The sequence below is a fragment of the Brachyspira innocens ATCC 29796 genome (assembly GCF_000384655.1).
Lineage (GTDB): Bacteria > Spirochaetota > Brachyspiria > Brachyspirales > Brachyspiraceae > Brachyspira > Brachyspira innocens.
This window is the reverse complement of sequence record NZ_ARQI01000121.1, coordinates 71761-81469: the sequence shown is the minus strand read 5'-3', so window position 1 is coordinate 81469 and position 9709 is coordinate 71761. Positions and strand designations below refer to the sequence as shown.

Annotated in this window: 7 protein-coding genes; 3 read left to right on the top strand and 4 right to left on the bottom strand. The window is 29.0% G+C overall.

The features are described from left to right. Positions 1–340 precede the first annotated feature (340 nt). The 3 genes from F811_RS0111075 to trxB all read left to right on the top strand — a co-directional run bounded on the left by F811_RS0111075 (position 341) and on the right by trxB (position 5314). The gene (locus tag F811_RS0111075) at positions 341–1864 is read left to right on the top strand and encodes a YifB family Mg chelatase-like AAA ATPase (protein ID WP_020005309.1); all 1524 of its coding nucleotides are present in this window, start codon (positions 341–343) and stop codon (positions 1862–1864) included. A gap of 955 nt (positions 1865–2819) precedes the next feature. Further along, the gene (locus tag F811_RS0111070; protein WP_020005308.1) at positions 2820–4298 is read left to right on the top strand and encodes an AlbA family DNA-binding domain-containing protein; all 1479 of its coding nucleotides are present in this window, start codon (positions 2820–2822) and stop codon (positions 4296–4298) included. 83 nt (positions 4299–4381) lie between these two features. Beyond that, on the top strand, positions 4382–5314 hold the full coding sequence (gene trxB, locus F811_RS0111065; protein ID WP_020005307.1) for a thioredoxin-disulfide reductase: 933 nt from the start codon (positions 4382–4384) through the stop codon (positions 5312–5314). A gap of 47 nt (positions 5315–5361) precedes the next feature. Here trxB and F811_RS0111060 read toward each other — a convergent pair whose 3' ends face one another. From F811_RS0111060 to F811_RS0111045, 4 genes are all read right to left on the bottom strand, one after another. Next, positions 5362–6375 carry a guanido phosphotransferase gene (locus F811_RS0111060; protein ID WP_020005306.1) on the bottom strand — a complete coding sequence of 338 codons (1014 nt, stop codon included), beginning with the start codon at positions 6373–6375 and terminating at the stop codon, positions 5362–5364. Then, positions 6365–6913 (bottom strand): UvrB/UvrC motif-containing protein, encoded by a 549-nt coding sequence (locus tag F811_RS0111055; protein ID WP_020005305.1) that lies wholly within the window; start codon positions 6911–6913, stop codon positions 6365–6367. The genes F811_RS0111060 and F811_RS0111055 overlap by 11 nt, the downstream gene beginning before the upstream one ends. 77 nt (positions 6914–6990) lie before the next feature. After that, on the bottom strand, positions 6991–7689 hold the full coding sequence (locus F811_RS0111050) for an IspD/TarI family cytidylyltransferase (RefSeq protein WP_211216979.1): 699 nt from the start codon (positions 7687–7689) through the stop codon (positions 6991–6993). Between the two features lie 4 nt (positions 7690–7693). Beyond that, positions 7694–9544: an MATE family efflux transporter gene (locus tag F811_RS0111045; protein WP_020005303.1), complete on the bottom strand. Its 1851-nt coding sequence runs from the start codon at positions 9542–9544 to the stop codon at positions 7694–7696. Between the last annotated feature and the right edge of the window lie 165 nt (positions 9545–9709).

The window sequence follows — 9709 nt, the reverse complement described above, 5'->3', positions numbered from 1 at the left end:
AATAAATTATTAAATTTAGCCTGAAATATAGCCTTTCGCTCTGCGGGCTGTGCCTGCTTCTTTATGTCACACCGAAGGCGGACAGGCGGCACAAAAAAAGTGGGGTTTTGCGTAAGCACGCAGTGCGGTGGGCAAAGTCCCAACTATAATTAAAAAAAATATTAAATTAAAAAAGTATAAATATTAAGAAATTTGGTTTTGAAACAAGTCTAATAAATAAAAAAATCTTAATTTTTTATTATTTTTTATAATTTTCTGTAAATTCTAGGCTTAAAATGATAAAAAAATTTGTTTAACTATAAGCATATAAATAATCATTAATAAATAACGGAGTTTTTATATGCATACAAAAATATATTCAGAAGCTCTTTACGGAATAGAAGGAATACCTATTGTAATAGAAGTTAATATATCAGAAGGACTGCCTAAATTTGATGTTGTAGGACTTCCAGACCAAGCAGTTAATGAGGCCAAAGAAAGAGTAATAGCTGCAATAAATAATAGCGACAGATTTTTTCCTCCAAAAAGAATAACTATCAATCTAGCCCCTGCTGATATAAAAAAGACTGGAAGTATGTATGATTTGGCATTTGCTTTGGGAATACTATCATCAAGTGCTCAAGTATTTTTTTCAGATTCTATGGAAGAGACTATTATACTAGGAGAACTTGCATTAGATGGAAGTGTGAGGGAAGTAAAAGGAATATTTTCAATGCTTTTAAATGCTAAAGAACTTGGAATAAAAAATGCCATTATACCATTTAACAATATGGAAGAAGCTAATATAATAGAAGGACTTAATCTTTATCCAGTAAAAACACTTAAAGAAGCAATAGATGCTGCAGAAGGAAAAAAGGCTTATATAGTTTCAGAAGGCAGATTTAATTTTGATACTTCTGATGATGAAACAATAGACTTTTCAGATGTTAAGGGGCAGGAATATGCAAAAAGAGCCGCAATGATAGCAGCTGCTGGCGAACATAATTTTATAATGATAGGAGCTCCCGGATGCGGAAAAACTTTAATAGCAAAAAGAATACCTACAATACTTCCGCCTCTCACATTTGAAGAAGCTTTGGAAGTGACAAAAATATATTCTTCTTACGGGCTATTGTCAAAAAACATGCCTATAATAAAAAAACGCCCGTTTAGAATACCTCATCATACCTCCTCTTATGTAAGCCTTGTAGGCGGAGGAAGAAACATAAAAGCTGGAGAAATAACATTAGCACATAACGGAGTTTTATTTCTTGATGAGTTTGTAGAGTTTCAAAGCTCCGCATTACAAACTTTAAGAGAACCTATGGAAGAAAAAACTATAACTATAAGCAGAGCAAACGGCAGTATTTCTTTTCCTGCCAACTTCACATTGATTGCCGCTATGAATCCCTGCCCTTGCGGTTATTACGGAGATGAAAAACATACATGCAGATGCTCTGATATAGCTAGAAAAAAATACATTGCCAAACTTTCTGGACCTATACTAGATAGAATAGACATATCAATAGAAGTGCGTGCTGTTGATTATAATAAAATGACTTCAAAATCTGATGGGGAAAGTTCTAAATCTATGCGAAAAATAGTTACAAAAGCAAGAAAAATACAGGAAAAACGCTTTAAAGAAAACTCGCTTAAAATATTTTCAAACTCTTCTATGGGTATAAAAGATACTGAAAAGTTCTGCATATTAGATGATAAAGCAAGAAATTTACTTAATCTAGCTATGGAAAGATTTTCAATGAGTGCTAGAAGCTATAATAAAATATTAAAAGTATCAAGAACTATAGCCGATTTGGAAGAAAAAGAGATTATAGGCGTAGACCATATAACAGAAGCATTACAGTACAGATTTAACTTAAATTAAAAATGTTAAAACCAAATTTATAAATATATTTTTAAAACCAGTATATACATAAACAAATATAGTTTATCAAAAATAAAATCATATTTTATTTTTAATTTGCTGCAAAGCACACAGTCGTTCCCCCAGTTCTTCTATGACTCTGTCTGCATCACTCTGCGTACCGTAGGCAGGTGTGCCACAATGAAGTACAGCAGGCACAGCCCGCAATCTCGAAAGGCTATATTTCAGGCTAAATTTAGTAATTTGTCATACATGTAATACATAATTAGCACAATTTGATAATAATTTCAATACTTGCACTTTCGCGAAGCGTATCCGAGCTTGTCGAGGATATAAGGTTCTTTTGGCGAAGCCCGCCACTCTGTAGAAGGTGGGAAAAAGAACAATAAAAAAATTGACAAAATAAAATTGTTCCAGTATATACCTAAACAACTATATTTTGTCAAAAATAAAATTATATTTTCTTTTTAATATCTGGGGCTTTGCCCCAGACCCCACTTCTTTTGTTGCCACAAAGAAGCAAAAAGGCTATATTTCTGGCTAAATTTTACAATTTATTCTACATGTAAAACATAATTAGTACTATTTAGTATTATTTTTACACTTGCACTTTTTGGTTCTTTTTGCGGCGGGAAAAAGAACCAAAAAAAATTGACAAACTTAAAAATTTTTAGTATATATTAAACTATTAAAATTATTAAATACTAATATATAACACTATATATAAATATAATATTACAATAGCTCTATTATACAATTTAGTATGGTAAACATACCCAATTTATGTAAAAGGTTTTGAAAAGTGTTTAATTTTACAAAAAATATATTTTTATAAATAATGCTTTAATAATATACCATATATATGTAATTTTAACCATTTTTAATATATTTAGGTTGATATATATTAAATATATGTTATGATAACATGCATATAGGACTTTTATATGGATATGGTATGAAGATTGTATCTGGCAGATTCTTCTCTAAATCTGAGTTAAGAAATAGAATATTAAGAGATGTAATTATATTAGTATTGTTCTTATTTATAACTTTTTTGATATATATACAGATGAGAAGCCCTATACCTATTAAATTTATTTTTAAATCTCTCTTTCAGGATGTGAAAACTTCTATAGTAGAAGAGTATTCTAAAATATTTTATCCTACATACTACTTCTCTATGCAAATGACCCCCATATTTGATATAGTAAACAAGGCTCCCGAAGCATATAAATTACTTATAACCAATTTCTTCCCAAAGCATACATTTATAGAAAAAGCTGCTATGAAAGTCGGAAATAATTATATGTCTATTACCAAAGAAGGAAACGGATATAAAGTTGTAGGTCATATTGTAACCAACAGCACTGAAAGCAATCAATATGCTGCAGTACCTTTTGAACAATTAAGTATAGATTCCTTCTATATAAGAGACGGAAAACCTTATATACATTTAATATACATAGCAAATGAAAATATAGCATTTGAATATATCTCGCAGTTTAATGTTAATTTTAATGATGTTGAGCTTAAAAACATAGAAAATATTTATGCCTATTTAGTAACTGGAAACAGTAAAATAACATTCCCAGTATCATATCCTAATACAAACAGTAATACAAGTGATAGTGTAACAGCACTTGATTATAATGCTATAGCAGATATTATGACTAAAGAATTTAACGGCACTAATGAGGATATGTTAAAAGTATATTATAAAGATAATGTATATTGGGGATATAAGGGAACATTCTCTGTAGCGGATAATAATATAGAGATAGGAATTATAATACCAGAAAAAGCCCTTATAAATAAAATACAAGTTCCTATTATATTATTCTTAATTGTATTTATTTCTATTAGTGTAATACTTGTTGTTATATTGGCTGTTCATTATATTAGAATCATAGAAGAGCTTAAAAGAAATCATATGAATATAAAGAAAATTATTGAAGAAGGTGAAAACACTAATGTAGAGTTCAAATCTAGTTTAAGATATGACAGCAATACTGAAAAAATTAATAAGGCATTAGAAGAAGTAATTATGAAATCAATCGCCGCATTCAGCAATACAGAGGGCGGAAGATTATTTATAGGTATATCAAATGACGGAGAAATATTAGGTCTTGAGCATGATTACAGCACATTAAAACATGCCAACAGAGATTTCTTTGAGCTTCATTTGAGAACACTTATTGAAACATATTACGGAAATGCTTTCTCTGCTGAGGGAATAAGAATCGACTTTGTTACTGAAGATGAAAAAGATATATGTATAGTTTATATTAGCAAGGGAAAAGAGCCTGTATATACTAAAATTACAAATAAGCAAGGTGCAAAAGAAGAGAAATTCTATATACGTGTGGGAAACTCTTCAAGAGAAATAGCTAATGCCAGCGAAATAATAGCTTATGTTAAAAAGCATTTTAAATAATTAAATGTTTTATATATCTAACTTGACTATTTATAATTAATACCATATAATAATTATTATTAATAATAAAGGAGTGTTTATATATGTCTGTATATGATAGTATTATAATAGGCGGAGGTCCTGCAGGTCTTTCTGCTATGCTGTATTTGGGCAGAGCTTTAACAAACTCGCTTCTAATAGAGAAAAAAGGAGCTGGCGGTCAGATGATGAGCACCGATACAGTCGAAAATTATCTAGGTTTTCCAGAAGAGATTAGCTCTTTTGAACTTGTTGCTAAAATGCAGCAGCATGCTGAAAAGTTTTCTAAAAACGAAATAGTTTATGATGAAGTTATAAAAATAGAGAATATAAAAGAAAAGATAAAAAAAGTTATCACAGCTGACGGAAAAACTTATGAAACAAAAACAATAATACTTGCTATGGGAGGCTTTGCTAAAAAATTAGGAACTAAAGGCGAAGATACTTTCTCAGCAAAAGGAGTTTCATACTGTGCTACTTGTGACGGAGCTTTCTACAGAAATAAAACTGTTGCTGTAGTAGGTGGTGGTAACAGTGCTTTTGATGAGGCTTATTTCCTTACAAGATTTGTTAATAAAATATATTTAGTTCATAGAAGAAAAGAGTTTAGAGCTGAACCTATAAACGTAAAACATTTAACAGATACTGGAAAGGTAGAATATGTACTTGATTCTGTTATAGATGAAATTTGCGGAGACAGTAAAGTGACCAGCATAAAAATAAAAAATGTACTAGATGGAAGTATTCATGAACAAGCTGTAGACGGAGTATTTGTATTTGTAGGACAAGAGCCTGCTACTCATTTCTTAAAAGATACTGGAATAGAATTAAAAGAAACTGGTCATATAGTTACAAACATGTCTACAATGGAAACTAATATTGAAGGCGTGTTTGCATGCGGAGATTCTATATTCAAACCAATACGTCAGGTTGCTAATGCTGTAGGAGAAGGTGCTGTTGCTGCTGTAAGTGCCACAAATTATCTAAACAAAGCATAATTAAAAATCAATTATAAAAATAATGAGCATAACTTAAAAAATTATGCTCATTTATTTTTTAAAATATCTCTTATAACATTGGCTCTCATTTCATCTATATTTTTATAATAATTACTTTTCTGATATAACTCTTTTAAATGTCCGCTTCTTCCAGCTGCTATAATATAATATAAAGTATCAAGCTCCAAATCTTCAAGTATGCCGTAATCAAGACCTACTCTAAGCCATAAACTGTACTTTATAAGCTCTCTATATTTGAGAGTTCTTGCTGATAATAATATTGCTCTGCTTCTGTATATTCTATCTTCAATTTCTATTCTGTCTAATTTTTTTATCCTGTTTCTTATTTTTTTTTCTTTTTCCGATATTTCTTTAACTTTTTCAATAATACCATCAAGTATAAACTTCTCAGTAACCCCTATCATAATATTATTTTTTATATACATAAGCCCGTTTTTTATATTAGCTTCAAAACCCATTTTGGCACATTCATTAATAAAATAATCTATATTATCAGGAGTTTTCCAAATAAGGCAAGGTATAGCCAAACATACGTTTACACTCATAGCAGTACCTATTATATCAGGGGAACTTGTTAAAAATCCGAACTTCTTATCATAGGAAAAATCTATTTTTTTATCTAATTCATTTTCTATCTTGTATGCCCTATTAAAACAATCCTCTAGCTCTAGTCCTCTTGCTATAGTCTGTATTTCCAAATGTTCATTAGAGTTTATAAGCAAAGATGAAGACTGATTTATATCAGTATATAATGAAGCATTAACTAAATTTTTATTTCTTGGTATAGTAAGATTTTCTATTAGTATGCGTATATTCAAATTAGGTTCATTAAAAAGTTTTATATATTCAAACTCATGATTTAAATTTTCTATATTTGTTCTTAAAATAGATTCTGTTTTATCAAAATCTTCTTTATCCATATGATAAAAGAATCTTATATTATCCAAATTTCTATAAATTGAAACTTTTGAATATAATACTATATTATCATCATTTCCTTTCTGATATATCCAATTTGCTATGCTGTTATTAACGGACATCTTTTTTTTCGCTCTTAGTTTTTTTAGATATTAAATCATGCTGCAGAGTTTCAAGTTTATCTCTTATTAAAGCAGCCTCTTCAAAATTTTCTATTTTTATTAATAGTTCTATTTTTTCTTTATACTCTTCTATTTTTGATTCTATATCTCTGAAACTTAAATTTTTATTAGATATTTTGCCTATATGTTTATTCTCTCTATGTATCTTTTTAACCGCTTTAGATAGATCTGATTTTAAATATTCATAGCATTTAGGACAGCATACAGCACCTGTTTTTAAAAAGTCTTCCAAAGAATAGCCGCATACTTTGCATACTTTATTAGAATTAGGAACTTTCTTCTTTTTCTTTTTTGAAGGCATAGACCTGTAATTAGGAAACGCTGTATCAATATTATCGAATTCAAGCTCAAGACATTTTTCCATAATATTGCCGTTAATCTCGCATTCTTTACATATATTTATCTGATGACGCTCATTACCTATAATTTCCTGAATATGTAATACAGCCTTCTCTTTACCGCATATATCGCATTTCAAAATATATAAACCCCTAAATAACTTAGTGGCAAAATTTTATCATTTAATAAAAAAAAAAGCAAATAATTTATATACTTTTACTTCAATTTAATAAAAATATTCAAATCTTCCTTATTTGTGATCTTTATGTTATTAGATGAACATAAAACTATTTTTACATTTCCAAAATATTTGCTATATATCTCAGCATCATCTGTAGCTAAATTGGCATTCTTATCATTAATATATTTTTCAATAGCTGTCATATAATTATCAAATTTAAACCCTTGAGGAGTAGCAGCCCTATAGAGATATGTTCTGTCTATAGTTTCTATTATATTACTATTATCATCAGCCTTTTTTATAGTATCAACCACTTTTGAAGCTAGTATGGCAGCATTATACTCTAATACAGCATCATATAAAGATTTTATTTCACTTCTGCTTACAAGAGGTCTAACACCATCATGAATAAATATATAATCAGTCTTTATATTATCTCTTATAAAAACAATAGCATTATATACAGAATATACCCTCTCGCTTCCGCCTTCTATATAATGCATATTTTTTTTTGTTTTTTCTTTTATGCTCTCTTCTTTTTCTATATACTTTTTTATATTTTTTATCTCATCTTTGGAGCTTACCAACACAATATTATCAAAATTAAATTTAAGCATATTTATTAAAGTATGTACAAATATTGGCTTATTATCTACTTTTATAAACTGCTTTTTTACTTTACCGCCAAAACGTTTAGAACTTCCAGCTATTAATAATACTAAAGTTGTATTCATAATATTATATCTCTTTATCATTTTCTCTATTTTTATTTTTTAAATTTTTTCTTTCTTCTTTTAATTTTTCTATTTCTGCCTTTCTTTCATTTCTAAGTTTATGTCTTGCTTCTCTCCTAGCCTGAACTTCCTGTTTCATTTTTAATTTTTTCTCTTCTTTTTCTCTTTTTCTGTTTTCATTATATTCTTTTCTTTCCTGATTTATCTTCTCTCTTTTTTCTTTTATCTCTTCAAGCTGCATCTTCCATTCAGCCCTTTCAAGTCTTTTCATCTCTTCTCGTTTTTTAGCCTTTTCCTCTCTCTCCTGCATTTTTTCTATTTTTTCTATTTCTTTTTCTCTAAAGAGTACTAGTTTTACAGGATCTTTTATTTTGCTTAATTTATTTCTCATTTTCTGAATATAATCTTTTCTTTTACCTATATTTTTAGGGAAAAGTTTAGCACCCAAAGCATCTATAAACAGCCTTGTCCTTAAAACAACACTATTTTGAGTTTTCAAATTAATAACAGATACCCAAGGAACTTTTGATATAATAATAAGTGCTATAACTCCAGACATGGTATTAGAAAATAAGTTGCCCCAAAATACAGCCCAATATGATAAATACTTTGTAGTTACAATAATAAATATAAACCTCAAAAGCCATATTCTAAGTATACTAATTATAAGAGGTACTCTCGTCCTTCCAAGTCCTATTAAAGCACCCTGCACAACCATAGTAATACCAAAACCTAATACCCCTAATGCAAATATAGGCAAAGCCCCATTAGCAACGTACAAATCTTCAGCCTCCCTAGTAAAAAGTATAGTTATATGAGGCGTAAGAGGTATAACAATAGCTATAAGTATAATAGCTGTAACAGCACTTAATACCATACCTGTATAGCATGATTTTTTGGCTTTATCAGCATATTTAGCTCCTATATTCATACTAACCATAGTTGTAACAGCAGAACCAAATGCTGCAGGCAAATTAAAGCATACTGTAGTTATATTGTTGGCTATACCCTGACCGTTTAATATAGTAGCTCCGTATTTTTCTACTTCGGTATTAATTAAAAAGAAACCTAAATTGCTTAAAAAAGTAGTAAGCATTGAAGGAACACCTATTATCATAAGTTCTTTTAAAATTGAGCTGTCAAATTTAAAATCTTTTAGAGATAATTTATCATCGCTCTTTTTTACAAATAAATCATAATACATCCAAGCTGTAACTATAAGGTATGTAGAAAATGATGCTAATACGCTTCCTACTATCTTTAAGTGCATAAAATAAACATATATAAAATTAAATACTATCTTTAGAAGAAGAAGTATAACGCTTCTTATAAAAGTAGCTTCAGGTTTACCATTGGCATTTTTTATACCATTATATAATGCAGCTAAAAATGTCATAGGCATAACAAAACTGTATAATGACAAATACTGATAAACATTTTCTTTAATGCCGGGCTGTAAATTCATAGAAACTAATATGCTTACAATATAAAGTGTAGGCCCCATAGCAATACCAAATAAAACACCAGTAACTACTATTTGAGTTGATATCTTTTTGGCATTTACAAAATCACCAAGCCCGTTATACTGACCAACTATAGCCATAGCAGCAACTCCCAAACCTTGAGATAATGCTGTCATCATATTAACAATAGGCTCAGCAAAGTTTACACTGCTTGCTATGATAGTACCTGTAACATTATTAAGAAAAAGTCCGTCCATAAGCGGTATTAATGACTGAACTAAAGTCATCATTAATGTAGGAATAGAAAGCATTATTAATGTATTAGTAATAGAGCCATGAAGTATTAAATCACGCCTTGCCTCTGTTGACTGACTTTTAAAAAAATTGACCATACATAATTTCCTTTTACTTATAAAAAAACATCATAATATTAAAACAATAAATACTGTAATACAAAAAATTATATTAATAAAAAAAATTTATATAATGATTTTACCCGCATATAAAGACTATATTATAACAATAATAATAAAACTTTTAAAGATTATTTTAATAAT